Below are 25,672 nucleotides of genomic sequence, written 5' to 3'. Positions count from 1 at the left end.
CTCGATGAATTAAAACGGGACCATTTCACAGATCAACTTGATGGAACGTCGCCGTCGCCCAGCGACGCCACCGTCTTCAGCGCGCCGTCGAGCATGTCGCCCTTTTCGTCCTTCAGCGCGGCTTCGCGCAGGCGCCGGGTCCAGTCTGCGGCGTCCGGGCGGCCCTTGACCAGGTCGAGCGCCGACAGCACCCGGTCGAATTTCGACTGTGCGCGGGCGTGGGTGTCGCTGTAGCCCTTGATCAGCCGGCGGCAGTTGAGGATCTCCGTGCCAAGCGCGTAGTCCTCGCCGACTTGGCCCAGCGCCAGCGCATACCAGCGCTCGAGATGCGCGGTCTCGATCTTGTGGCGCAGCAGCCGGCGGCGCCAGCGGCGCAGGCCGCCGATGAACCACAATGCGGCAAAGCCGGCAAAACTGTCGGTGCGGATATGGCGGCCGCGGTTGATGCGGCGGTCGAGGAAGGCGGCGAGCTTCGGCCGCGCCTCGATGTAGCTGCCGAGCCCGGCCGGCAGCGTGCCGCAGAATTCCTCGATGCGCGGATGGAAATATTCGGTCACCTGCAGGACCGAGCCGTCCTTGACGCCAACCTCACGGCGTACGCGTCGGTCGCGGCTAGAGCGCGTCTTCAGGTCGGCGACGCGGATCATGTCGTCGTAGCACATCGCGTTGGCCAGATGCTTGGCGGCGGCGATCGACAGCGCGTAGGCGTGTTCGGCATCGTCCAGAGCGACGGCCCGGTCGAGCCTATCGAGATACTCGCCGCCATAAGCAACGTCCTGATAGTCGACCACTTTTTTCAGGCCGCGAAGCGCCATGTCGCGCACGGGTACAGGCAGCGTGGCGACGCGCGCCGCCAATTGTTGCCAGCCCTTCAACAGCCTTTCCGGGCCGCTGACTTCTGTCGCGGCGCCCGAGCCGGTTTCAGTGGCCGCCGGCGGGGCAGTCTTGTCGCCCGAAGGCGCACTCGCGATGCCGCGCGCCCGATCGTAGGCGGCGCCGAAGGCGGCGAGACTGGCTTTGACGCCGCGGCCGCCGGCGCCGATCGCCTGCTCGTAGCTCTCGCGTGTAAACGGCAAGGCGTCGGAGCCGGCCAGCGCGCCGAGCAGGCTGGCCGAGATCATCGAGCCATTGTCGGCGGCGATCTTCTCCATGTCGAAGGCAATGAAGCGCTTGGCCGCGGCTTCCGCCGTGGCATGCACCTTCGAGGACGAAGCGCGGCCATCGCCGGGCTCGATCTTCTCCGAGACCGCGGCGATGCGGTGCGACGAGGCGATCAGCGTGGTGCGCTCGGGCGTGACGAAGCCGCGGATGATGGCGCGGCCGGCCTCCATCAGTTCGGCGGCAATCAGGATGTCGACGTCGCCCTGCGACGGCGACAGCGCGAAGACCGGCAGGCGGCCGGTGTCGCGGCACATTTCGACATAATAGATGGTGGCGCCGGTGCGCTGGGCGACGCCGGCGACCGAGGTCGATTGCGCGACGTAGCCGTTGCGCTCGGCGACGTCGGTGATCCAGTCGGCCAGCACGCCACCGCCCTGGCCACCGACCGCCAGCACGGCAAGCTTGATGACGCGCTCGTCTTCGGGGGCGCCGGCTTTCGAGCGCGATGAGGGCACGGCGTCAAGCATCGGCGAATATCAGGCGCCGGCTTTCACGGCGCCGCTGCAAGACACTGATCGTGGCGCGGCGAGCGGCTTCAAGGAAACGGTCCCAGCGGCTCGGATTGTGCACGACATCGGCGCGGTAGAAGGATGGGCAGAGCACCGCCGCATCGGCGACCTCGCCGCAATTGCCGCAACCGACGCAGCTTTGGTCGATATGCGCCACCGGATCGTCGCGCAACGGATCGTCGAGCGACTTCACCGAAAGCGACGGACAGCCGGACAGCCGCATGCAGGCATGGTCGCCGGTGCAGATATCTTCGTCGACGCCGAATTTCGGCTTGACTATGCGCGTCCCGCCCTTGATCGCCTTGTCGACCAGCGGCTTTTCGCGGCGCTGCCGGTTGAGCATGCATTCGGACGAGGCGACAATGACTTTCGGGCCCTTTTCGTCCGTCGTCAGCGCCTCGCGCAGCGTGTCTTGCATCTTGGTTACGTCGTAGGTGCGGTCGATGTGGCGCAGCCATTTGACGCCCATGCCCTTCACCGCCTCGGTGATCGGGTGCTTGGTCGACTTGGTCTTGTTGCCGGCGCGGGACGACAGGATGTCCTGGCCGCCGGTGGCGGCCGAATAGAAATTGTCGACGATGACGATGACGCCGTCGTTCTTGTTGAACACCGCGTTGCCGATCGACGAGGTCAGACCGTTGTGCCAGAAGCCGCCGTCGCCGACGAAGGAGATCGAGCGGCGCTTGGCATCGGGCGAATTGAACGCCGAAGCCGAGGCCGGCCCCAGCCCGTAGCCCATGGTAGTGGCACCTAGCTCGAAAGGCGGCATGATCGAGAACAGATGGCAGCCAATGTCGGAGGCGATGTGGTGCTTGCCCAGCTCCTGCTCGACCAGCTTGGTGGCGGCGAAGATCGGCCGCTCCGGGCAGCCGACGCAGAAGCCGGGCGGCCGGCCCGGGACGACGTTGATCAGGTCGGCGGTGTCGAGCCCGTCGCCGATCTTGTTCGGCGCGCGGACCTCGCTTGGCAGCAGATGCGGGATGGTGGCGCGCAGGAACGATCCGATGCCGTCGAGCATCACCTGGCCGGTATATTCGCCGGCCATAGGCAGATGTTCCTTGCCGACGAGCCTGGTGCCGCGGCCGGCCTTGTGCAGCATCGCGGCAAAGGCCTGTTCGATGTAGTTGGGCTGGCCTTCCTCGACGACGAGGACGGCGTCCTTGCCTTCGCAGAAAGACAGGAACTCATCGTCGACCAAGGGATAGACGGCGTTGAGCACATAGAGCGGCACGTCGGTATCGCCATAAGTGTCGGCGAGGCCGAGCCGCTGCAGCGCCCGGATGACCGAATTGTACATGCCGCCCTGCATGACGATGCCGACCGAGCCGTGCTCCGGGCCGAAAAACTCGTTGATCTTGTTGGTGCGGATGAAATCCACCGCCGCCGGCCAGCGTTTCTGCACCTTTTCCTTCTCGTGCAGAAAGGACGCGGGCGGCAGCACGATGCGGCCGGTGTCGCGGCGCGGCGCCTCGAGCGCATCGGCCACAGTCATTGCCGGGCGCTTGTTGTCCTTGGCGATGAAATGGCCGTGGACATGGCAGCAGCGAATACGGACCTGCAGCATGACCGGCGTGTTGGAAACCTCGGACAGCTCGAAGCCGTCCTCCACCGCCTTGACGATCGACGGCAGGTTCGGTCGCGGGTCGAGCAGCCAGACCTGGCTCTTCATGGCAAAGGCGTGGCTGCGCTCCTGCATGATCGAGGAGCCTTCGCCGTAATCCTCGCCGACGATGATCAATGCACCGCCGGTGACGCCGCCGGAAGCGAGATTGGCGAGCGCGTCGGAGGCGACATTGGTGCCGACCGTCGACTTGAAGGTCGCCGCGCCGCGGATAGGATAATGCACCGATGCGGCAAGCATGGCGGTGGCCGTGGCTTCCGAGGCGCTCGCCTCGAAATGCACGCCGAGCTCGCCCAGGATATCCTGCGCGTCGGCCAGCACGTCCATCAAATGGCTGATCGGCGCGCCCTGATAGCCGCCGACATAGCCGACGCCGCATTGCAGCAGCGCCTTGGTGATGGCGAGAATGCCTTCGCCGGAAAACTCCTCGCCGGCGCCGAGCCTGAGCTTTTCGACTTCCTTGGCAAAAGACCGTTCGGCCATTTTGGGCTCCTTCCGTTACCGCCCCGATGGCGGCGCGTAAGATCAGATGTCGTGCTTGCGAATGTTCTTCAGCATCTTCTGCAATGTCGCGATCAGCGCCGCGTATTCGGCATCGTCGACATCGTCGAACATTGCCTCGAAAGCGTCGTGCATGGCCGGCCAGGCGCGCGCGAACTCGGCGCGGCCATCGTCGGTCAGGAATACATGGCGGATACGGCTGTCGGTGACCCCCTGCTCGCGCCGCACAAACCCTTGCCCCTCCAGCGTGTCGAGCGTCCGGCTCAAGGTCGACTGCTCGATGACGGTATAGACCGAGAGATCGTTGACGGTGACGCCATCGGTGACCGACAACACCGCCAGCGTGCGCACCTGCGGAATGGTCAGGCCCTGCTTGCGGAAATTGTCGCGCAAGGTGGCGTTGTAGCGGCCCATGATGCGGTTCATCAGATAGGGCGCGAATTGCTGCAGGCCGATCTGGCCCAAAGTCGAGATGCGCTGGCGCTTTTCAACCTTCTGTTCCATCACAGCCTCCCCGCCAGGAGAAAGCCGGAGCCGCCGCCCAAGCCAGCACCCGGATGGGTCGAGGCACCGATGTGGTAGAGACCCCTGACCTCGGTGGCGTGATTGCGGCTCGTCTTGAACGGCCGCCACAGAAACGACTGGTCGATAGCCGAGGAACCGCCATAGGGGTCGCCGCCGACCAGATTGATGTTCATAGCTTCCAGGTCGGTCGGCGAACAGGCGCGGCGTGCGATGACGCTGTCCTTGAACCCATCGATATGGCTGGCGAGGATCGCTTCGGCACGGTCGGCATAGGCTTCGCGCAGCGCCTCGGTCCAGCGACCGTCTGCCGGTGTTTGCAGTTTGCCGGCGGCATCGCCCTTGATATGCCGTGGCGCCTCGGGCAGTTGCAGCCACAGGACCGCCTTGCCGGCCGGGCAGCGCGATGGGTCGAGCGCGTGCGGCTGGCCGACGCACATGGTCGGCACCTCCGGCAGCATGCCGCGCACGGCTTCGTTGCAGGCCTTCGAGACGCCGTCGAGCCCCGGCGTCAGATGCAGCAGCGCGACCTTGTCCAGGCCCTCGCCGCGCCATGCCGGCGGCTTGTCCAAGGCATAGTGGATCTGGAAATTGCCCTTGCCGTAGCGGTATTTTTGCGCTGCCTCGACGTCTGCTTTCGGCGCCGCGTCGCCGAGCAGCCGCTCGTAGAGCTGGGTCGGCGTGACCGAGCAGATGACGCTCTTGTTCACGTTGATCGTTTCGCCCGAAGCCAGCCGCACGCCGGCGGCGCGGCCTCCGCTTTGGACAATAGCCGCGACGTCGGCGCCGGTGCGGATTTCGCCGCCACGTTCCCTGATCAGGGCTTCGAAGGCGGCCAGCAGATTCCTGGCACCGCCCTTGACGATCGGCGCGCCGGCCGCCTCAAGCGCGAAGGCGATGACCTTGGCGATCTGGCCGGAGAACGCGTCCTCAGGCCCGAGGCCGGCATGCAGCACCCAGGGCGCCCACAGCGCGCGCATGGTTTCCGACTGGTAGGTGCTTTCCAGCCAACCGCGCGCCGGCACCAGCGCGCTGCCGAGAAAGGCGGCAAGGCCACGCGGGCCGCGCCGCCAGGCTTCACCCGCCAGCAGCCTGGCCGTCGGGTAGGACCACAGGCTGCCACCGAGCAGTCCGAACAGCAGACCGGCGTTGCGCTCGATCGCACCGACATCGTTTGCGTGCCGGTCGCCGTCGCCCGCGGCAAGCGCATTGATCGCCGCTACATTGGCGATACGATCGGTGCGCAGGACGGCATGGCTGCCGTCCGGGCGCAGCACACCGGTCGGCGTGGAGGTGTTGCAAAACTCCAGGCCGTGCCGCGCCAGATCCTTGCCCAGCGCCGCATAGGCCGGCGAGGTGATGAACAGGACAAAGGTCGTCGCCATCACGTCGTGGATGAAGCCGGGCGCGGTGATTTCTTCGGTGCGCATGCAGCCGCCGATGCGGTCGTTGCGCTCGAGCACCAGCACCTTCGCCCCCTTGCCGCCAAGCATCGCCGAGCAGACCAGCGCGTTGATGCCGCTGCCGACGACGATGTGATCGGGAGCGCTCATCGATGCGTGCTCCTAGCCGGCAGGAGTTCAATTGCAGAGATTGGCGCTCTACGGCGCCGTAGAGCCGCAGCTTTGCAAGGCTGCCGCTCCCACTCCGTCACCACAGTGCCACTTCCGCACATGATCTTCTCCCGAAGACCGCAGCTACCCTATTGCCTTGGCGCCAACGCCAACGCGCGGATCGGGCTGCCGGTGCCGTGCTCGATCTTGAGCGGCGCCGCGATCAGGATCGCGCCTTTCGGCGGCAGCCGGTCGAGGTTGCAAAGGCTGGCGAGGCCGTAGCGGTTGGCCTTGTGCATCAGGCTATGCGCCGGGAACGGCGGCTCCATTCCCCCTGCTTTGCCAGCATCCGTGCCGATCGTCTCGCTGCCCCAGCCCTTGATGTCCTTGCTAATCAGATACTGGATGGCTTCGGCGGTCGGGCCAGGCGTGTGCGGTCCGGTCTCATTGGCGTTGAGGAACTCGGCTTCCGAGCCGTTGCGCTTATACCAGTCGGTGCGCATCACCACCCACTCGCCGGGGTTGATAGCGCCATGTTCGGCTTCCCATGCCTTGATGTGATCGACGGTGAGCAGGAAATCGTGATCAGCTGCCGCTTGCTTCGAACAGTCGATGACGTTGACCGGGCCGACGAAGTTCTGCGCCGGAATGGTGTCGGTGGCGCCGTCCGGATAATCCTTGCCGGTGATCCAGTGGTTGGGTGCGTCGAAATGCGTGCCCGAATGCTCGCCGAGCTTGAGCCAGTTCCACGCCCACCACGGGCCATTCTTGTCATAGGCGGAGATGGCGTGGATCTCGATCTTCGGCGTGTCGACCGCCAGTTCCGGCGGCAGCTTGATCAGTGGCGTGTCGGGCCCGAGCGGCGCCGTCAGGTCGACCACCTGGATGGCGCCTGAAAGCAGCTGGCCGGCGACTTCGCCTAGAAGTTGTTGTGTGTCCATGGTCTCTGTTCCCTCTTTCTCGATGGTGCTGAAGGCTCTCGCGGCCCTTAATATCCTACTAGACGAAAACATATGCATCTGCAATTATCTTTAAGCATAAAGGAAATGGGACGGGGCGTGAGCGAGTTCGACGCCATATTTGTCGGAGCAGGCCACAACAGTCTGGCATGCGCCGCGCATCTGGCGCTCAAAGGCTGGAAAACGGCAGTTTTCGAGCGTAATGCAACGATCGGCGGCGCCGTCCAGACGCGCGAATTGACGCTTCCGGGCTTCCGGCACGATTTCGGCGCGATGAATCTCAGCCTGTTCGCCGGCTCGGCCTTTCACAAGAAATATGCAAATGAATTGAAAACCCACGGGCTGGAATTCGCGCCGGTGGCCGATTGCTTTGCCAGCGCCTTCCCGGACGGAAGCTGGTTCGGCGTCAGCAGCGACCTGGAAAAGACCGCCTCGCGCATGGCCGCTTTTTCCGACGCCGACGCACAGACATGGCGCCGTCTGGTTGCGGCATTCCCGGCGGAGGCCGAGCATCTGTTCCGGCTGCTGGGCTCGCCGATGAGCGGCCGTGCGCTCGCCGGCACCGCCTGGAACCTCTGGCGCAAGAAGGGTTTGGCCGGCGCGCTCGATACCGGTCGATTACTGCTTTCCTCACCCCGCGCGTGGCTCGAGGAGACTTTCCAGTCACCGCATGTCAGGGCGACGCTGGCCACCTGGGGCATGCATCTCGATTTCGCGCCCGATATCGCCGGCGGCGCGGTGTTCCCTTACCTCGAATCCATGGCCAACCAGTGCTTCGGCATGGTGCTCGGCAGAGGCGGCGCCGACACCATCATCCGCGCTTTGTCAGGCATGCTCACGGCCGCCGGCGGCAAGATCGTCACTGGGGCTGATGTCGCCGAGATCACGGTTTCGGCCGGCAAAGCGACCGGCGTGCGGCTCGCTTCCGGCGAGACCCACACAGCCGCCAAGGCCGTCATCGCCGGTGTCGCGCCCAAGGCGCTGACCGGGAAACTGTTGCCTAACGGATCGGGCGACACCGGCTTCGACACGGCCGTGAAAAAATTCCGCCACGCGCCGGGGACGTTGATGATCCATCTGGCGCTCGACGACCTGCCGGACTGGCGCGCCGGCGCCGAGCTTCGGCAGTTCGCCTATGTGCATCTGTCGCCGTCGCTCGATGCCATGTCGCGGACCTATCAGCAGGCGATGTCAGGGGTGCTGCCGGACGAACCGGTGCTGGTCGTCGGCCAGCCGACGGCCGTCGATCCCTCGCGCGCGCCGGACGGCAAGCACGTACTTTGGGTGCAGGTGCGCATGCTGCCAGCCGAGATTGCAGGCGATGCGGCGGGCACGATCGCGGCGGCTCACTGGGACGAGGCTAGGGAGCACTACGCCGAGCGCGTCCTCGACATTATCGAGCGCCATGCGCCCGGCCTTCGTCGGAAGATCCTCGGCCGCGCCGTGTTCTCGCCCATCGACCTCGAACGCGAGAACCCGAACCTTGTCGGCGGCGACCAGATCTGCGGCAGCCATCATCTGGCGCAGAATTTCCTGTTCCGGCCGGCGCGCGGTTACGCTGGCTGGAACACGCCGGTCGGCAATCTGCACCTGACCGGGGCGGCAACATGGCCCGGCGCCGGCACCGGGGCGGCGTCGGGCTTCATGCTCGCGCAACAACTTGGCGGGAGGTAGGCTCCACTTTTCATCTAGGGTGAAGGAGGACAAGGCGCGGTTGCCCAAGGAGCCTGAACCCACCGATTGACAACGACACCGCGCATAAAAGCAACAGGGGAACGACCATGACAATCAACAGACGAGAATTGCTCGGATATGGCGCGGCCGCACTTGGCGCCACGGCGCTCGGCCTGCCGCAAATCGCCAAGGCTGCCGGCGAACTGACCATCGCCTACAATGTCAATTTGCCGTCCTGGGACCCGACCACCGGGCCTTCGGCGGTCAACCCGACCATCCAGGGTCTGTACCAGTCGGTGTTCGACCAGTTCATCCCGCAGAAGCCGGATCTTTCTTTCGCGCCCGGCCTGCTCACCGAATGGGGCTGGAACGAGGGTCGCAGCAAGATCATGATGACGGTGCGCGAGGGCGTCACCTGGCATGACGGCTCGCCATTCACGGCCGAAGACGTGGTCTGGTCGCTGCAGCGGGCGGGCGATGAAAAGACCGGCAACCCGATCCAGTTCGTCTGGAAGAACGTCAACAACTTCAAGATCGACGGCAACAAGATCACCGGCGACGTCGTGCAATTCGACCCGGTGTATTTCAAGTGGATGTCGTTCCTGACCGGCTACATCATGCCGAAGGCCTATTACGAAAAGGTCGGCGCCGAGGGTTTTGAGAAAGCCCCGATCGGCACCGGGCCCTATATGGTCGACAAATTCGAGCGCAACGCCTTCCTGCGGCTCAAGGCCAACCCGAACTACTGGGGCGGCAAGCCGGCCTTCGAGAACGTAACCATCAAGTTCGTCACCGATGCGGCGAGCCGCGTCGCCGAGATCGAGTCCGGTTCCTCGCAGGTGACGCTGGAAATCCCCTATGAGGAATATGACCGCCTGATCGCCAAGGATGGACTTGCCGGCTCGTGCAAGAACGTTTCCGACATCGGCATGATCTTCTTCAACGACATCGACGTGATGCTGGACAAGAACGTGCGCGAGGCGGCAGTGATGGCGGTCGACAAAAAGCTTTTGGTCGACCGACTGCTGCGCGGTTACGGCCAGCCCATCGATACGCTGGAGACGCCGGAATACGAGGCCTACGATGCGTCGATCAAGGTGGAGCACAATCCGGACAAGGCCAAGGAACTGCTGGCCGCCTCCGGCTATTCGCCGGAAAAGCCGGTCAAGTTCACGATACAGACGACCAAGGGCTTCAAGCCCAAGGACTACGAGATGATCCAGGCGATCGTCGGCATGTGGCGCAAGGTCGGCATCGAGGCAACGATCGAGGTCTACGAGATCGCCAAGCACTACGAGCTGCGCGCCGCCGACAAGCTGGCGCCGGCGGCCTTCTACAATTGGGGCAATGCCATCGGTGATCCCACCACCTCGACCGGCTTTGCCATGTATGGCCCGAGCCCGCATTCGGTGTGGGACAGCCAGGACCTGATCGACATGATCAACCCGCTATGGGGCGAGAAGGACGAGGCCAAGCGCATCGCCGGATGGAAGGCCGTCGACAAATACATCGCCGAGCAGGCCTATGTGCTGCCGCTGATCCAGTATGCGCAGCCGATCGTGCATGCCAAGGGCGTCAATGTCGTGCAGCATGTGTCCGGCGCACTTCTGCCGGCGCTGATGAGCCCGGCCTGACATAGTCTTCGGCTTGTCGCGCGCCGTCCGGAATGACGGCGCGCATTTTCCGCCACGGGCGACCATGCTGCTGCAAAGATTCCTGATCCGTCTTCTGACGATGGCGATCACGCTGTTCGGTGTGGCCGTCGTCGTCTTTATCGTCATCCGTGTCGCCCCGGGCGACCCGATCGCGATGATGCTGCCGCCCGGCGCGACCGATGCCGACATCGCGCGGCTGCGCGCGCTTTACGGGCTCGACAAGACCATCGTCCGGCAGTTCTTCATCTGGCTGGCCGGTGTCGTCAGGGGCGATTTCGGCACGTCGATCTCACTGCGGCAGGACGTGCTTGGGCTGGTGTTTAACCGGCTGCCGGCGACGCTGGAACTCGCCATCGTCGCGCTTGTGATGGCCCTGGCGATCGGCGGCACGACGGCGATCCTCGGCGCGCGCGAACGCGGCACCGCGGTCGAAGCCGGCATCGACATTGCCAGCGGTGCGGCACTCTCGATTCCCGATTTCCTGTGGGGCCTGGTGCTGATCCTTCTGTTCGGCGTGCTGGTGCCTATCTTCGACATTTCTGGCCGGGTGTCGCCGCAGCTCGACCTGCCCTTCGCCACGCAATTCTATCTGTTCGAAAGCATCGTACGGCTGCGCTTCGACCTGACCAGGGACCTGCTGGCACACATGCTGATGCCGGCGATTGCGCTGGCGCTGCCACTGGCCGCGATCATCTCGCAGCTGCTGAAACAGTCGCTGAAGGAAGTGCTCGACCTCGACTACGTCGTGCTGGCGCGGGTAAAGGGCTTTTCGGAAACGCAGGTCATCCTGCGCGAGGCGCTGAAGAACGCGGCCCTGCCGACGCTGACGCTGGTCGGCGTGCAGTTCACCTTCCTGATCGGCGGCACGGTCATTGTCGAACGACTGTTTTCCTATGAAGGTCTTGGCAACATGGCGATCGATGCCGTCATCAACCGCGACCTGCCGCTGATCCAGGGCATCGTGCTGGTCTTCGCGCTGCTGTTCGTGCTGATCAACCTTGCCGTCGACATGATGTACGCCCTGCTCAATCCGAGGCTGCGCCATGGATGAGGCCCGCATTTCGAGACATGGCTCGCGGGCACGCCTGTGGCTGGCCGGCGGCTGGCTGCTGATTGCGCTGCTGGCCGCGATTTTTGCGCCGTTGGTCGCGCCGCAGGACCCACTGGCGCAGGATTTGATGCTGGAGCGGCTGCCGCCGTTCTGGCTGAGCGGTGCTGAGCCCGGCTACTGGCTCGGCACCGACAGCCTCGGCCGCGATCTTCTGTCACGGCTGATCTTCGGTGCCCGCATCGCCTTCATCGTCGCCTTCGCGGCAGCCCTTGCCGCCTGCCTGGTCGGCTCGACGCTGGGGCTGATCGCTGGCTATTTCGGCGGCTGGGCCGACCGCATCATCTCGCGTATCGTCGATGTCTGGATGGCGTTTCCGCCGGTGCTGTTTGCCATCCTTCTGGTCGCAGTGCTCGGCACCGGCTTGAGCTCGGTTATCATTGCCATTGCCGTCATCGACTGGACGCGCTTCTGCCGGGTGATCCGCGCCGAGACGATGGGCCAGTCGCGCATGGACTATGTCGAGAACGCCCGCATCGCCGGCTACGGCCGCATCGGCATCATGCTGCGCGAGGTGCTGCCCAATGTGGTGCCGTCGATCGTGGCGCTGCTGTCGCTGGAGATGGGCATTGCCGTCATCGTCGAGGCGATCCTGTCCTTCGTCAATCTGTCGATCTCGACCGACGACCCGACCTGGGGCGGCATCATCGCCGAGGGCCGCCTGTCGATCCATCAGGCCTGGTGGGTGCTGGTGTTCCCGCTGGTCACGCTGATCCTGACGGTGCTGTCATTCAGCCAGTTTGGCGAGGGCCTCAGGGCACGTTTCGATCCGGTGCTGCGATGAACGCGCTGGCGAAACCCTGCCTCGACATACGCAGCCTTAGCGCGGTGCTGCCTAATGGCTTGCGCGTGCTGCGCTCGGTGTCGCTCGCCGTCGAGCCCGGCGAGGTGCGCGCGCTGGTCGGCGAGAGCGGCGCCGGCAAGACGATGATCGGCAAGGCGGTGCTTGGCGTGCTGCCTTCGAGCGTGCGCATCGTCGAAGGCGATATGTTGCTCGAGGGCGAGGACCTCGGCAAGCTTCAGCCAAAGGCAAGGCGCACCCTGATCGGCGCGCGCACCGCGCTGATCCCGCAGGACCCGCTGACCGCGCTCAACCCGTCACGCCGCATCGGCCCGCAGATGACCGACCGGCTGGTGCGCACCCTCGGCTGGAGCGGCGAGAAGGCCGATGCACGCATCCGCCGATTGCTGGACGAGGTGCAGATCCGCGACCCCGAGCGTGTCCTCAAATGCTATCCGCACGAGCTGTCCGGCGGCATGCGCCAGCGCGTGCTGATCGCCGCGGCGTTTGCGGCCGAACCAAGGCTGATCGTCGCCGACGAGCCGACCACGGCGCTCGACGTGACCGTGCAGAAGCAGATCCTGCGGCTGATCGCGCAGCTGCAGCGCGAGCACGGCACGGCGATCCTGTTCGTTACCCATGATCTCGGCGTCGTCGCCAAGATCAGCCAGAAGGTCTCGGTGCTCTATGCCGGCAAGGTGGTGGAGGAGGCCGAGACGGCTGCTCTCTTCGCCGCTCCGCAGCACCCCTACACGCGAGCGCTGATGGCCGCGACGCCGCGCTACACCGATCCCTTCACTTCGCTGAAACCCGTGGACGAGGCGGTACTGGCCGGGCTAGCCGCGGAGATCGCCGCCGCCGATCAGGCCTGGAGGCGCCCGCATGGCTGAGCCGCTGTTTTCCGTGCGTGGGCTGAAGGTCGCGCTGCCCGACATGACGCGCAAGCCGCTGATCGGCCGCGCGCCCTTGGCCGAGATCCTGAAAGGGCTGGATTTCGACCTGCCAAAGGGATCGGTGACCGGCATCGTCGGCGAATCCGGCTCCGGCAAATCGACGCTTGGCCGCGCGTTGGTGCGGCTTCTGGAGCCCAGTGCCGGCAAGGTCATCTTCGACGGCCGCGACATCACGCATCTGGCTGAGGCCGAACTCCGGCCGCTGCGCCGCAATCTGCAGATGATCTTCCAGGATCCGATGTCGTCGCTCAATCCGCGCCGCACCATCTTCAGCATCATCGCAGCACCGCTCAAGCAGAACGGGCTTGGCGACAATCTCAAGGGGCGTGTCGCGGAGGCATTGCAGCGCGTCGGCCTGCCGCAAGGCTTCGCCAGCCGCTATCGTCATGAATTGTCGGGCGGCCAGCGCCAGCGCGTCGGCATTGCCCGCGCGCTGGCGCTGTCGCCGAAATTCGTGCTGGCCGACGAAATCGTCTCAGGCCTCGACGTGTCGACGCAGGCACAGATCCTGACGCTGCTGGAAAAACTCGCCGCCGAAATGGGCCTGACCGTTGCCTTCATCAGCCATGACCTGTCGGTGATCCGGCGGCTCTGCCGGCAAGTGATCGTCATGCGCGAAGGCGCGATCGTCGAAGCCAGTGCGACGGATACTTTGTTCGAGCAGCCGCAGCAGGCTTACACGCGCGACCTGCTCGCCGCCATTCCGCTGCCCGAGATCGATGACGCCTGGCTGCTTCCCGCCGCAAAGGCGCCGGCATGAAACACAATCCTATTCGCACGCCGAAGAGCGGGCCTCGGACGTGCGCCGACAAGTCAGCTCGCGAAACGGAGGAGAACTGGAATGAAATACGCAATCAGAAACACGATGCTTGCGGCCGCTCTGGTCGGCTCGATGGGAGCAGCCTCGGCTGATTCGATACCCGGCATGCGAGGCCACGACCACACCGGCGTCACCGTCCCCGACATGGAGCAGGCGGTCGATTTCTTCACCGAGGTGGTTGGCTGCAAGAAGGCGATGTCGTTCGGCCCGTTCGCCGACGACAAGGGCACATTCATGCAGGATCTGCTGGGCGTCGATCCCAAGGCGGTGATTGAGGAGATCACCCTGGTCCGCTGCGGACACGGGTCGAACATCGAGCTGTTCAAATACACCGCGCCGGACCAGAAGGACCTGACGCCTCGCAACAGCGACATAGGCGGCTTCCATATCGCCTTCTATGTCGACGACATCGCCGCCGCAAAAGCCTATCTTGACGGCAAGGGCGTCAAGACGCGGATGGGACCGCTGCCGGTTACCGAAGGCCCGGCCGCCGGCCAGACCATCCTCTACTTCCAGGCGCCCTGGGGCTTGCAGTTGGAAGCGATCAGCTATCCCAATGGCATGGCCTATGAAAAAGATGCGGAGACGGTGCTGTGGAGCCCGAAGAACCCGGAAAAATAGCCCGGGGCGTCCCTGGCCTGCGCAAGCCGACTGCCGGCAAGCTGGGTTTCTGGGGCGGATTGTTTCAATCCTGAAACTTCAAGCTTGAATTAATCCGTCTCAGGCGTAAACTCGACAAACAGAAGCGAAGAGGAGATCGCACGATGAAAGTTGCGGTTCTCGGCGGCGGACCAGCCGGGCTCTACTTTGCAATCTCGCTGAAGCTCAGGGATGCCGCGCATGAGGTCACGGTGTTCGAGCGCAACCGTGCCGATGATACGTTTGGCTGGGGCGTCGTGCTGTCGGCCGAAACGCTGGAGAATCTGACCAAAAACGACCCGGTCAGCGCCGTCTGGATCCGCAAGCATTTCGCCTATTGGGACGATATCGCCGTCATCCATGACGGCGTGCGCACGGTCTCGACCGGTCACGGCTTTTGCGGCATTGGCCGCAAGCGGCTGCTCACGTTGCTGCAGCGGCGCGCGCGCGAACTCGGCGTCAAGCTGGTCTTCGAAACCGACATCGCCGATCCCAAGCCATATATGGAGACGCACGACCTGGTTGTCGCCGCCGACGGGTTGAACTCGAAAGCGCGGAGCGCCTTCGTCGACGTGTTCAAGCCCGATATCGACATTCGTAGATGCAAGTTCGTCTGGCTCGGCACCCACCAGAAATTCGACGACGCCTTCACCTTCATCTTCGAAAAGACCGAGCATGGCTGGGTGTGGGCGCATGCCTACCAGTTCGACAGCGATACCGCGACCTTCATCGTCGAATGCAGCGAGCAGACCTGGCAGCGCTTCGGCTTCGGCGCGATGTCGCAGCAGGAATCGATTGCCGTCTGCGAGCGCATCTTTGCCCGTCATCTCGGCGGCCACGCGCTGATGACCAACGCCAATCATATCCGCGGCTCGGCGTGGATCAATTTCCCGCGCGTCTTGTGCGAACGCTGGTCCTACAAGAACCTGGCGCTGATGGGCGACGCGGCGGCGAGCGCGCATTTCTCGATCGGTTCCGGCACCAAGCTGGCGCTGGAAAGCGCGGTGGCGCTGGCCGACTATCTCGAGTCCGAGCCAGACCTCGAGGCCGCCTTTAGCAAATATGAGGACGCCCGCCGCACCGAAGTGCTGAAGCTGCAGTCGGCGGCGCGCAATTCGCTCGAATGGTTCGAGGAGGTCGAGCGCTATCTTGGCCTCGATCCGGTGCAGTTCAACTATTCGCTGCTGACGCGTTCGCAACGCATCAGTCACGAGAATTTGCGGCTGCGCGATGCCGAATGGCTGGCCGGCGCCGAGGAGTGGTTCCAGCGCCAGGCCGGCGCCGGGGGCAACAATCTGCGTCGCGCGCCGATGTTCGCGCCGTTCCGGCTGCGCGGCATGGCGCTGCAGAACCGCGTCGTCGTCTCGCCGATGGCGCAGTACAAAGCGGTCGACGGCTGTCCGACCGATTGGCATTTCGCCCATTACGCCGAACGGGCCAAGGGCGGCGCCGGTCTCCTCTACATCGAGATGACCTGCGTCAGCGCGGAGGGCCGCATCACGCCTGGCTGCCCCGGTTTCTATGCGCCCGAGCATGAGGTCGCCTGGAAGCGGCTGGTCGAGTTCGTCCATGCCGAAACCGAGGCCAAGATCTGCGCCCAGATCGGCCATTCCGGTGCCAAGGGGTCGACCAGGCTCGGCTGGCAGGGAACCGACGTGCCGCTGCCCTTAGGCAATTGGCCCGTCATGGCAGCGTCTTCCGTGCCGTGGTCGCGGGAAAACCAGGTGCCTAAGGCGATGGACCGCGCCGACATGGATATGGTGCGCGACCAGTTTGTCGCTTCGGCCGAGATGGCGGCGCGCTGCGACTTCGACATGCTCGAAATCCACGCCGCGCACGGCTATCTCCTGTCCTCCTTCATCACGCCCTTGACCAACCGGCGCACCGACTCCTATGGCGGCTCGCTGGAAAACCGCATGCGCTACCCCTTGGAAATCTTTCATGCGGTGCGCGCCGCGTGGCCGGCCGAGAAGCCGATCTCGATGCGCATCTCCGCCAATGACTGGCTGGGCATCGAAGGCGTGACGCCGGCCGATGCCGTAGAGATCGCGCGGCTGCTGCATGAGGCCGGCGTAGACATCTGCGACGTATCGGCCGGCCAGACTTCGGCCGTGGCAAGACCGGTCTATGGCCGCATGTTCCAGACGCCGTTTTCCGATCGCATCCGCAACGAGGTCGGCATGGCGACGATGGCGGTCGGCAATATCTATGAGCCGGACCACGTCAACTCGATCCTGATGGCGGGCCGCGCCGATCTCGTCGCACTGGCTAGGCCGCATCTTGCCGATCCGTATTGGACGCTGCACGCGGCCGTCATGCTTGGCGATCGCGGCGTCAAATGGCCGGATCCCTATCTGCCCGGCCGCGACCAGCTCTACCGGCTGGCCGAACGCGAAGCGGCAGCGGGGTTGAAAGTATGAGTGCCGCGGCGACGATTTCGGGGCGTCATGCGCTGGTCACCGGCGGCGGCTCCGGCGTCGGCCGCGCGATCGCGCTGGCGCTGGCCGGCGCGGGCGTTGACGTGACCATCTGCGGCCGGCGCGTGGAGCCGCTTGCCGAGGTCGCCGCGGAGAACAAGTCCATCTTCGCCATTGCCGCCGACGTCACCGACGAGACGTCGATGGCGTCGCTCTACGAGGCCGCGGAAGCGGCACGCGGAGCGTTCGACATCGTCGTTGCCAATGCCGGCATGTCCGGCAGTGCCCCGGCGCAGCGGACCTCGCTGGCAGACTGGCAGCGCACGCTCGACGTCAACTTGACCGGTACGTTCCTGACGGTGAAGCCGGCGTTGGCCGGCATGGCAGTGCGCAAGACTGGCCGTATCATCTTCGTCGCTTCCACCGCCGGACTGAAAGGCTATCCCTATGTCGCAGCTTACGTTGCCGCCAAGCATGGCGTCGTCGGCCTGATGCGGGCACTCGCCGTCGAGACCGCCAAGTCCGGCATAACAGTGAATGCCGTGTGCCCAGGGTTTGTCGAAACCGAGATGCTGGAGAGCACCGTCCAGCGCATCGTCCAAACGACCGGCCGCTCGTCCGAGCAGGCACGGACAAGCCTAGCCGCGACCAACCCGCAAGGCCGCTTCATCCAGCCGGAAGAAATTGCGGCCGCGGTACTTTATCTGTGTGGCGACGCCGCCCGGTCGATTACCGGGCAGACGATTTCGATCTCCGGAGGTGAGACATGGTAGCCGGTCCCCTGCCCGCCCCTTCCGGACCCGGCAAGGACCGCCTGCGGCTGTGGATACGCCTGCTGCGCGCCTCGCGCACCATCGAGGCCGAGCTGCGCGAACGACTGCGGCAAGAGTTCAACACAACGCTGCCACGCTTCGACGTGATGGCCGCGCTCTACCGCGCGCCGGAGGGCATGCTGATGAGCGATCTTTCGCGCTTCCTGCTGGTGTCCAACGGCAATGTCACCGGCATCATCGACCGGCTGGTCTCGGAAGGGTTGGTGATGCGGGCCCGACGCAATGGCGACCGCCGCACCTCGATGGTGCGGCTGACGGAAGAGGGATCGAAGATTTTCGCCGTGATCGCCTCCGCGCATGAGAAATGGGTCGGCGAGTTGCTGGGCAATGTGAGCGAGGATGAGGCGCGCCGGCTGACCGGCATGCTGACCTCCTTCCGCAGCAATTGGGAGGGACGGGAATGACGAAGCTGGCCGGCCGCAAGCCGAAGCATTTCCTCTGGCAGGTCGAAGGCAAGATCGCAAAGATCCGGCTCGATCGACCGGAGCGCAAGAACCCGCTGACCTTCGACAGCTATGCCGAATTGCGCGACATATTTCGCGACCTTGTCTACGCCGATGATGTCGATGCTGTGGTGTTCCTGCCCAATGGCGGCAATTTCTGCTCGGGCGGCGATGTCCACGAAATCATCGGCCCACTGGTCAAGATGGACATGAAGGCGCTGCTCGCCTTCACCCGCATGACGGGCGATTTCGTCAAGGCGATGCTGAATTGCGGCAAGCCGATTATTGCGGCGGTCGATGGCGTGGCGGTCGGCGCCGGCGCGATTATCGCCATGGCCTCCGATATCCGCATCGCCACGCCCCTGGCCAAGACAGCATTCCTGTTCACCCGCGTCGGCCTTGCCGGCTGCGACATGGGGGCCTGCGCGATCCTGCCGCGCATCATTGGCCAGGGCCGCGCCGCCGAGCTGCTCTATACCGGCCGCACGATGAGTGCCGAGGAAGGCGAGCGCTGGGGCTTCTACAACCGGCTGGTCGATACCGCAACGCTTGAGGCCGACGCGCTCGACATGGCCGCGCGCATCGTTTCCGGCCCGACCTTCGCCCATGGCATGACCAAGACGCAGCTGAACCAGGAATGGTCGATGGGTCTCGACCAGGCGATCGAAGCGGAAGCGCAGGCGCAGGCGATCTGCATGCAGACCCGCGATTTCGAGCGGGCGTACACGGCTTTCGTGGCTAAGGAGAAGCCGGTGTTCGAGGGAAATTGAGATGATCGCTTCCACGCTGGCGGGACAGCACCCCCCTCTGGCCTGCCGGCCATCTCCCCCTCAAGGGGGGAGATTGGATATCAGGCCCGCTTTCGCCAATCTCCAACATCGCAGGGAGAGCCGTGGCAGCGAAGCCGCCAATCTCCCCCCTAGAGGGGGAGATGTCCAGCAGGACAGAGGGGCGCGTCGTGGAGCGCCGGGGCCGGAGAATTGTGGAGGCAGCAATGCCTGACCGTTCCTTCCTCTCCTGGCCGTTCTTCGAGGATCGCCACCGCGATCTGGCGGAGCGGCTGGAGGCATGGTGCGCCAAGAACCTGCCGGTCGCGCATGACGATGTCGACGCGGCCTGCCGCGAGTTGGTGGCGAGGCTTGGCAAAGACGGCTGGCTGAAGCCAACGGCGTTCGATGTGGACAATCCGGGACCGCTCGACGTGCGCACCCTGTGCCTCACGCGCGAAACGCTGGCCCGGCATGACGGGCTGGCCGATTTCGCCTTCGCCATGCAAGGGCTCGGCACCGGCGCACTCAGCCTGTTCGGCACGCCCGACCAGCAGCACTGGCTGGCGAAGACACGGGCCGGCAAGGCGATTTCGGCTTTCGCGCTGTCGGAGCCGCGCTCGGGCTCGGACGTCGCCAATATGGAAATGACGGCCACGCGTGACCGCGACAGCTATCTCTTGTCCGGCGAAAAGACCTGGATCTCCAACGGCGGTATCGCTGACTTTTATGCTGTCTTTGCCCGCACCGGCGAAGCGCCCGGCGCCAAGGGGCTTTCCGCCTTTGTCGTGCCTTCCGAAACCGAGGGGCTGATCGTTGCCGAGCGGCTGGAGGTGATCGCGCCGCACCCGCTCGCCCGGCTGTCCTTCGACAATGCACGCATTCCAGCCTCGGCGCTGATCGGCAAACCCGGTGACGGTTTTCGCATCGCCATGTCCGTGCTCGACGTGTTCCGTTCGACCGTCGGCGCAGCGGCGCTCGGCTTTGCCCGGCGCGCGCTGGACGAAAGCATCACAAGAGTGGCCGAGCGCAGGCTGTTCGGTGCGCCGATGGCCGAGCTGCAGATGGTGCAGGGCCACATCGCCGACATGGCGCTGGATGTCGATGCCGCCGCGTTGCTGGTCTATCGTGCCGCCTGGACCAAGGACATGGGCGCGGCTCGGGTTACCCGCGAAGCCGCCATGGCCAAGCTGTTCGCTACCGACAAAGCGCAGGAGGTGATCGACAAGGCTGTGCAGCTGCATGGCGGCGACGGCGTCCGCAAGGGCCATATCGTCGAAAGCCTGTATCGCGAGATCCGGGCGCTGCGCATCTACGAGGGAGCGTCCGACGTGCAGAAGGTGGTGATTGCACGGCAAGTGATGGGAGCGGCCTGAGACAGGAGTTTGCGTGAAAATTATTGTCTTCGAGTTTTGAGCGACCGGATTTGAGCATTGGGAGGTTTTGACATGCACACCATCCTGCAGCCGGAAGGCTGGGCGAAACCCGTCGGCTACGCCAATGGCGTCGCCGCGCGTGGGCAGCTTGTCTTCGTCGGCGGGCAGGTCGGCTGGAACGGACAGGGCCGCTTCGAGACCGATGATCTTGTCGGCCAGGTGCGGCAGACGCTGGCCAATATTGTTGCTGTGCTCGCCGAGGCCGACGCCAAGCCGGAACATATCACCTCGATGACCTGGTACTTTACCGATAAGGCGGAATATTTGGCCAATCGCAAGGGGATCGGAGAGGTCTATCGCGAGGTGATCGGGCGGCATTTTCCGGCGATGGCCGCCATGCAGGTGATGGCGCTGGTCGAGGATCGCGCCAAGGTTGAGATCCAGGCCACGGCGGTTATTCCGGAGTGACGGCAACACGTGGCAATTTTTTAAGCTTAAAACTTTCGCCTTGAAAAGCGCGGTACTTTGGATAGCATCCAATGTCTTGCGACTGCCGTGCCGGGAGGGCTTTCCGGCAGTCCCGTTACTTGGCGCATCAAAACCGTGCGGGGCCAAACCCGTCCGATCACAACCAGAGGGAACGAAAATGAACTTCACCCGACGCAACCTGCTGCTTCTTGCTGCTGCCATCGGCATCGCCGGCGGCCCGGCCTACGCCGAAGGCACGCTGAATGTCGGCGCCTATCCGACCAATCCGCCTTTTGAATACAAGAACGAGAGCGGCACGTTCGAGGGTTTCGAAGTCGACATCATCAATGAGGCGGCAAAGCGTATCGGCATGACCACTGATATCGCCGATCTCGGTTTCCAGGCGCTGTTCGCCGCCACCACCTCGAAGCGCATCGACGTCGCCATCTCGTCGATCACCATCACGCCGGAGCGGCTGAAGTCTCAGTCGTTCACGCAGCCCTACTATGATTCCGACATGGGCATCGCCGCGAAGGCCGACAGCCCGATCAAGGTCGAGGCCGACCTCAAGGGCAAGATCGTCGGCGTGCTGTCCGGCTCGACCGGCGAAGCCTGGGTCAAGGCCCACCAGGAAGCGGACGGGTTCAGTGACGTCAAGGGCTACGACACGCAGCAGAATTTGCTGCTCGATCTCAGCTCCGGCCGCGTCGATGCGGCGGTCAGCGATATTCCGGGCCTGGAATATTCTTTCACCAGGATGAAGGATCTCGCCGTAAAAGATCGCATCAAGACCGGCGAGCAGTACGGTCTGATGATGACCAAGGACCACCCGCTGCTCGGCAAGCTGAACGACGCGCTGACCGCGATGAAGAAGGACGGCACGCTGGCCGCGATCCACAAGAAGTGGTTCGGCAGCGACGCACCTGCCGATTCCTCGACCGTCAAGGAAATGCCTATGCCGAAGGCCTGAGCGGCAGTTCGCGCTTAAATGTCGTGCCGGCTTTCGATGCCGGCACGATGTCGGATTTCGGGCTCGGGCTCGAGCGTCGCGGGACGCCAAACGTTTCGGAAATGCTGCGATGTCGCTGCTGGACACCTTCTTCAACGCCGACGTCATGGTCTCCAGCCTGCCGGCGCTGCTGCGCGGTTTCCTGAACACCCTGCTGCTCGGAATCATGAGCATCGGCATCGGTATTCCCGTCGGCCTCGCCATCAGCCTGGTGCGGCTCTATGCGCCAAAGCCGCTTCGGCTGCTGGCTGTCGGCTACATTGACATTTTCCGGGCGATGCCGGTGCTGGTCGTGCTGATCCTGATCTACTATGCGCTGCCGTTCCTCGGTATTCGCCTGTCATCGTGGACGTCCGCGGTGATGGCCTTCGCCATCATCATGGCGGCCTATTCGGCCGAGGTGTTCCGCTCCGGTATAGAGAGCATTCCGCGCGGCCAGTTCGAGGCGGCGCAGGCGCTCGGCCTGCCGTTCTTGCTGACCTTGCGCAAGGTAGTGCTGCCGCAGGCGATCCGCGTCGTCATTCCGCCAATGACCAGCAATTGCGTTTCGATGTTCAAGGATACTTCGCTCGCTTCCACCGTGGCGCTGCCCGAACTGCTGAAGGAAGCGACCAACGCGCAATCGCTCTATGCCAATCCTTCACCGCTGATCGGCGCGGCGCTGGTCTATCTCATCTTTCTCTGGCCGATGGTCCGTCTCGTCAGCCTCCTTGAACGCCGCTTTCAAACCGAAAAGACCCGCTGAATCTGTCAGCGCACCTCGCAGGAGACGACCTTGAACCAGCATCAGATTTCGAAAACCGGCGATGCCGCAGCTTTCCCGGTCGAGACGATCCGCGCCATGTTTCCCGCCTTGCAGCAAGCCGGGGACTTCGTCTTCATGGACAATGCCGCCGGCGCGCAGATCCCGCAAAGCGTGCTCGATGCGGTCACCAACCATTTGGTCGCGCATAATGTGCAGCGCGGCGGCCGCTATGGCCGCAGCGTCACCGTCGACCAAGCCGTCGCCGGCGCTCGCGAAAGCGTGGCCTTGCTGATCAACGCCACCGACCCGGCGGAGATCTGTTTCGGCATGAACGCCACTTCGTTCATCCGCCTGGTCAGCCTCGGCATCGGCCAGATGCTTTCCGAGCGCCCAAACGGGGAGCGTGACGAGATCGTCATCACCGACATGGATCACGATGCCAATATCGCGACGTGGCTGGCGCTGGCGCCCGCCGGCGCCAAGTTCAAATGGTGGCGGATGCGCGAGGACGGCAATCTGCATGTCGACGATTTGCGCCCGCTGGTCTCAGAGCACACCCGGCTCGTCGCCTGCACGGTAACGGCGCATTCGATCGGCTCGATTGTCGACGTTGCCTCCGTGGCTGGGATTGCGCATGCGGCAGGCGCCGAAGTGTTCCTCGACTGCGTGCATTTTGGGCCGCACGGGTTGATCGATGTGCAGGCCTGGGATTGCGACTATCTGGTCTGCTCCGGCTACAAGAATTTCTCGCCGCATATGGGCTTCCTGTGGGGCCGCTTCGAAACTCTGAAGCGCCTGCCGACCTTCCGCGAAGATTTCATCCCCGACGAGCCGCCCTACAAGATCGAGGCCGGTACCTTCATTTACGAGAACGTCTCCGGCATGGATGCCGCGGTGCGCTACCTCGAATCGATCGGCCGCAATTTCTTGTCAGAGAATAACCGGTCGCGCCGCGACAACATCGTCGCCGGCATGAATGCCATCCGCGACTACGAACAGGTGCTGGCGCGCGAAATGCTGGCGGTGCTCAAAGATTGCGGCGCGACGATCTACGGCGTGGCCGAAGAGGCACGCCTCAGCGAGCGCGTGCCGACCTTCTGCTTCAATGTCGGCACGCTGTCGCCGCAGAGGATCGTCGAGGAAATGGCCGAGATGCAGATCGGCATTCGCGACGGCCACATGTATGCGCCGCGTCTGATGAAGCGGCTCAACCTCAGCATGGACAGCGGCGCCGTGCGCGCCTCGCTGGTGCATTACAATACGATCGAGGAAGTCCGGCGCTTCGGCGAGGCGCTGCGCACCATCATCGCCCGGCTGTCCTGATCGGACTGGGCGGCGGCGCCGGCGCGATCCTCGTGAAGCGCAAAGGCGGTCGCACCCGGGTTCTCCAAGCCGGGGCGCAATTGCATGCTTGGGATCAAGTAATCGCCGCCATTCTGCTGCCGATAACGAATGGGCCGGATTGTCTCGAGCGTTCGCATCCTTTCGCGCAGTCGCTCCGCGACAGGCTCGAAATCCGCCTCCCCGAAACGGTCCACCCTGTAAACCACGAACGGCGGAAGCACGTCGTAGCCCGGATAGTATAGAATCCCGTGATTGATCGGGAACAGCAGGTCGTCGATCGGGCCGTTGACGCCGCGGGCGGAATAATGCTCCTCCCAGCCGCCGGTGGTCACGATCAGCATTGCGCGCTTGCCGGCGAGCGTTCCCTCACCAAAGCGATCACCCCACCGCTTGTCGCTGTGCTCGCCAACGCCATAGGCGAAGCCGTAGGCGTACACGCGATCGACCCAGCCCTTGAGGATCGCCGGCATGGCGTACCACCACAGCGGGAACTGGAGGATCAGGGTATCGGCCCATAGCAGCTTGTCGATCTCCACTTTGACGTCTTCGGTCAGAGTGCCGCTCGCAAAAGCTTTTTTGGAGGCGCCGGCCGGCAGGAAGCGTGCTTCAGGCGGCCACGACGGAAAGTCGGCACGGTCTACCTCGGCTTTCCAGCCATCGGCGTAGAGGTCAGACACCCGCACCTCATGGCCTTGGGCCTCAAGTTCCCCGATGGCGACGTCACGCAGTGCGCCGTTGAGCGAACGCGGTTCAGGATGAGCAAAAACAAGCAGGACTTTCATGGGTCTACTCCGAAGAAGGACGATAGACACCAAAGGTAGCCAGCTGTGGGCTGATCCACTATATGTAGGAAATGTATAAGATAATGCCGAATAATGGATAGATCGGACGTCACCCTTGAGCGCATGCGCACCTTCGTTCGCGTCGCCGAGCGCGGCAGCCTCTCGGCGGTGGCGCGCGAGCTCGGAGTTGGGCAGTCGACGGTCACACGGCATTTGCGAGAACTCGAGGAGGCCGTCGGAGTGCCCTTGCTCAGCAGGACCACCCGGCGCGTCACGATGACCGATGAAGGCAGCCGTTACTATGCCGACAGCGTCCAGATCCTGCGCCTCGTCGAGCAGGCCGGCGATGAGGCGCGGGGCACGCGCGGCGCGTCAGCCGGCACGATCCGGATATCCTGCACGGCGGCGCTCGGGGTCTTACATGTCAGCCGGCTGATCTTCGCCTTTCAGGACCGCTATCCCTACATCGGCATCGATCTCAGCCTTACCGACGAGCGCATCAACCTTGTGCGGGAGGGCGTCGACATCGCGCTTCGCCTCGGCCCGCTCACCGACAGCTCAATGAAACTGCGGGCGCTCGGGCAATCCCGGCGTCTGCTGGTGGCGGCGCCGGCCTATCTGGCGGCGCGGGGCAGACCGGCTGTCCCGCAGGATCTGCCTGGCCATGAAGGCATCCGGATGTCGAACATCGCGGGAAGCGACACGCTCACCTTGCAGGGGCCGGGCGACGAGACCTTTGCGGTGCCCTTTGGCGGCAGATTTCTGGTCGACCATGGGCTTGCTGCGCGCGAAGCCCTTGTCGCCGGACGCGGCATCGCACCCGCCCACCACTGGCTTGTCGATGATCTTCTGGCGGCCGACCGGCTGGAAGTGGTCCTGCCGGGCTATTTTCCGCCTCCCGTCCCGCTGAGCATGCTAATCGTTCCGGAGCGTGCGGGCATTGCCCGGGTGCGGCTGCTGGTCGACTTTCTCGCCGAGCAGATCTCCGGCATTCCGGGGATCGAGAAGCGGTAGCCGGCCGGCAAACCTCGC

At 64.2% G+C, this 25,672-nt stretch carries 23 protein-coding genes; 17 read left to right on the top strand and 6 right to left on the bottom strand.

Going from position 1 to position 25,672, the window contains the following annotated elements; all coding sequences use genetic code 11:
• Positions 1–32: 32 nt before the first annotated feature.
• The 5 genes from NKI16_RS10225 to NKI16_RS10205 form a co-directional block, all read right to left on the bottom strand.
• Positions 33–1,628, bottom strand: coding sequence for an indolepyruvate oxidoreductase subunit beta family protein (locus NKI16_RS10225; RefSeq protein ID WP_352922670.1), 1,596 nt, complete (start codon positions 1,626–1,628; stop codon positions 33–35).
• Complete coding sequence (locus NKI16_RS10220; protein WP_352922667.1) at positions 1,621–3,774, bottom strand: thiamine pyrophosphate-dependent enzyme; 2,154 nt, start codon at positions 3,772–3,774, stop codon at positions 1,621–1,623. The genes NKI16_RS10225 and NKI16_RS10220 overlap by 8 nt, the downstream gene beginning before the upstream one ends.
• A gap of 42 nt (positions 3,775–3,816) precedes the next feature.
• Entirely contained in the window at positions 3,817–4,296 is a 480-nt protein-coding gene (locus NKI16_RS10215; protein WP_352455076.1) for a MarR family winged helix-turn-helix transcriptional regulator, read from the bottom strand.
• On the bottom strand, positions 4,296–5,867 hold the full coding sequence (locus NKI16_RS10210; protein ID WP_352922664.1) for a phytoene desaturase family protein: 1,572 nt from the start codon (positions 5,865–5,867) through the stop codon (positions 4,296–4,298). The genes NKI16_RS10215 and NKI16_RS10210 overlap by 1 nt, the downstream gene beginning before the upstream one ends.
• A 149-nt stretch (positions 5,868–6,016) precedes the next feature.
• Positions 6,017–6,808 carry a cyclase family protein gene (locus NKI16_RS10205; protein WP_352922661.1) on the bottom strand — a complete coding sequence of 264 codons (792 nt, stop codon included), beginning with the start codon at positions 6,806–6,808 and terminating at the stop codon, positions 6,017–6,019.
• Between the two features lie 117 nt (positions 6,809–6,925).
• Here NKI16_RS10205 and NKI16_RS10200 point away from each other — a divergent pair, with 117 nt between their 5' ends.
• From NKI16_RS10200 to NKI16_RS10125, 16 genes are all read left to right on the top strand, one after another.
• On the top strand, positions 6,926–8,500 hold the full coding sequence (locus NKI16_RS10200) for a phytoene desaturase family protein (protein WP_352922658.1): 1,575 nt from the start codon (positions 6,926–6,928) through the stop codon (positions 8,498–8,500).
• Positions 8,501–8,607: 107 nt separating this feature from the next.
• On the top strand, positions 8,608–10,134 hold the full coding sequence (locus NKI16_RS10195; RefSeq protein WP_352922655.1) for an ABC transporter substrate-binding protein: 1,527 nt from the start codon (positions 8,608–8,610) through the stop codon (positions 10,132–10,134).
• A 64-nt stretch (positions 10,135–10,198) separates the two neighbouring features.
• On the top strand, positions 10,199–11,206 hold the full coding sequence (locus NKI16_RS10190; protein ID WP_352922652.1) for an ABC transporter permease: 1,008 nt from the start codon (positions 10,199–10,201) through the stop codon (positions 11,204–11,206).
• Entirely contained in the window at positions 11,199–12,047 is an 849-nt protein-coding gene (locus NKI16_RS10185) for an ABC transporter permease (protein ID WP_352756007.1), read from the top strand. Before NKI16_RS10190 ends, NKI16_RS10185 begins: the two co-directional genes overlap by 8 nt.
• Complete coding sequence (locus tag NKI16_RS10180; protein WP_352922649.1) at positions 12,044–12,934, top strand: ABC transporter ATP-binding protein; 891 nt, start codon at positions 12,044–12,046, stop codon at positions 12,932–12,934. The genes NKI16_RS10185 and NKI16_RS10180 overlap by 4 nt, the downstream gene beginning before the upstream one ends.
• Positions 12,927–13,757 (top strand): ATP-binding cassette domain-containing protein, encoded by an 831-nt coding sequence (locus NKI16_RS10175; RefSeq protein ID WP_352922646.1) that lies wholly within the window; start codon positions 12,927–12,929, stop codon positions 13,755–13,757. Before NKI16_RS10180 ends, NKI16_RS10175 begins: the two co-directional genes overlap by 8 nt.
• A gap of 81 nt (positions 13,758–13,838) precedes the next feature.
• Complete coding sequence (locus NKI16_RS10170; RefSeq protein WP_352623230.1) at positions 13,839–14,438, top strand: VOC family protein; 600 nt, start codon at positions 13,839–13,841, stop codon at positions 14,436–14,438.
• 143 nt (positions 14,439–14,581) lie between these two features.
• Positions 14,582–16,876, top strand: a complete 2,295-nt coding sequence (locus NKI16_RS10165) for a bifunctional salicylyl-CoA 5-hydroxylase/oxidoreductase (RefSeq protein WP_352922642.1) — start codon at positions 14,582–14,584, stop codon at positions 16,874–16,876.
• Complete coding sequence (locus tag NKI16_RS10160) at positions 16,873–17,646, top strand: SDR family NAD(P)-dependent oxidoreductase (RefSeq protein WP_023676835.1); 774 nt, start codon at positions 16,873–16,875, stop codon at positions 17,644–17,646. Before NKI16_RS10165 ends, NKI16_RS10160 begins: the two co-directional genes overlap by 4 nt.
• Positions 17,640–18,110 carry a MarR family winged helix-turn-helix transcriptional regulator gene (locus tag NKI16_RS10155; protein WP_352922639.1) on the top strand — a complete coding sequence of 157 codons (471 nt, stop codon included), beginning with the start codon at positions 17,640–17,642 and terminating at the stop codon, positions 18,108–18,110. The genes NKI16_RS10160 and NKI16_RS10155 overlap by 7 nt, the downstream gene beginning before the upstream one ends.
• Positions 18,107–18,919, top strand: a complete 813-nt coding sequence (locus NKI16_RS10150) for an enoyl-CoA hydratase family protein (protein ID WP_352922636.1) — start codon at positions 18,107–18,109, stop codon at positions 18,917–18,919. The genes NKI16_RS10155 and NKI16_RS10150 overlap by 4 nt, the downstream gene beginning before the upstream one ends.
• Before the next feature lie 224 nt (positions 18,920–19,143).
• The gene (locus NKI16_RS10145) at positions 19,144–20,292 is read left to right on the top strand and encodes an acyl-CoA dehydrogenase family protein (protein WP_352922633.1); all 1,149 of its coding nucleotides are present in this window, start codon (positions 19,144–19,146) and stop codon (positions 20,290–20,292) included.
• Positions 20,293–20,364: 72 nt separating this feature from the next.
• A complete protein-coding gene (locus tag NKI16_RS10140; RefSeq protein ID WP_352922630.1) occupies positions 20,365–20,760 on the top strand; it encodes a RidA family protein in 396 nt (131 codons plus the stop codon).
• 178 nt (positions 20,761–20,938) lie between these two features.
• A complete protein-coding gene (locus NKI16_RS10135; protein ID WP_352922627.1) occupies positions 20,939–21,730 on the top strand; it encodes an ABC transporter substrate-binding protein in 792 nt (263 codons plus the stop codon).
• A 109-nt stretch (positions 21,731–21,839) separates the two neighbouring features.
• Positions 21,840–22,514: an amino acid ABC transporter permease gene (locus NKI16_RS10130; protein WP_292656040.1), complete on the top strand. Its 675-nt coding sequence runs from the start codon at positions 21,840–21,842 to the stop codon at positions 22,512–22,514.
• Positions 22,515–22,544: 30 nt separating this feature from the next.
• Positions 22,545–23,837 carry a cysteine desulfurase-like protein gene (locus NKI16_RS10125; protein WP_023676828.1) on the top strand — a complete coding sequence of 431 codons (1,293 nt, stop codon included), beginning with the start codon at positions 22,545–22,547 and terminating at the stop codon, positions 23,835–23,837.
• On the opposite strand, the gene NKI16_RS10120 is transcribed toward NKI16_RS10125, so the two are convergent.
• Positions 23,768–24,640, bottom strand: a complete 873-nt coding sequence (locus NKI16_RS10120; RefSeq protein WP_352570262.1) for an NAD(P)H-dependent oxidoreductase — start codon at positions 24,638–24,640, stop codon at positions 23,768–23,770. The two genes, NKI16_RS10125 and NKI16_RS10120, sit on opposite strands and share 70 nt — an antisense overlap.
• A gap of 93 nt (positions 24,641–24,733) precedes the next feature.
• Here NKI16_RS10120 and NKI16_RS10115 point away from each other — a divergent pair, with 93 nt between their 5' ends.
• Complete coding sequence (locus NKI16_RS10115; RefSeq protein WP_352570260.1) at positions 24,734–25,654, top strand: LysR family transcriptional regulator; 921 nt, start codon at positions 24,734–24,736, stop codon at positions 25,652–25,654.
• Positions 25,655–25,672: the final 18 nt, after the last annotated feature.

The sequence above is a fragment of the Mesorhizobium sp. M0698 genome, assembly GCF_040320455.1.
Lineage (GTDB): Bacteria > Pseudomonadota > Alphaproteobacteria > Rhizobiales > Rhizobiaceae > Mesorhizobium.
Note: the sequence above shows the minus strand (reverse complement) of the source record. Positions and strands in the feature narration are given on the sequence as shown.